We start from the raw sequence: 474 nt of genomic DNA on the forward strand, positions 1-474 counted from the left end.
TTATAGCCGGCCTCGCGCAGGAGCTTGCGTGCGAGTTCAGGATCAGGGGCCAGCGCCGGGCAGTCTTCGATATAGGCTTCGCCGAAAGTCGCGAGCTGGTATCCGTTTGGAACCGGAAGCCGGCCCTGCCAAAGCGCCTGCACCAGAGCCCTGCGATCGAGGGCCAGGCTGAGCGCACGCCGAACCCCGGCTTTGCCCAAGACCGGGTCCGTCGTGTCGACCGTCAGGGAACGGATATTCTGCACAGGGCCGCCGGCAATCTCGAGCTCGCCGTGCCGTTCGATTTCAGGGAACATGTCCGGCGAGATGTCGGTGATGAAGTCGACTTCCTTTGCGACCAGCGCGTTCATTCGCGACGCCAGTTCACGAATAATGCGGAAATGGACGCCGGAAAACGGCGGCAACCCACCCCAATAAGCGTCGTGCGAGGCGAGCACGATATCGACGTCGAGGGTCTTGCTGACGATTTTGTAG

The 474-nt window shown here is 61.8% G+C and carries 1 protein-coding gene; it reads right to left on the reverse strand.

All coding sequences use genetic code 11. The features are described from left to right. Nucleotides 1-474, reverse strand: a 474-nt coding sequence (locus tag SB816_RS29840) for an ABC transporter substrate-binding protein (protein ID WP_410547969.1), incomplete at both ends; no start/stop codon positions are given.

The organism is Achromobacter sp. SIMBA_011, from assembly GCF_046535435.1.
Taxonomy (GTDB): domain Bacteria; phylum Pseudomonadota; class Gammaproteobacteria; order Burkholderiales; family Burkholderiaceae_B; genus Achromobacter; species Achromobacter dolens.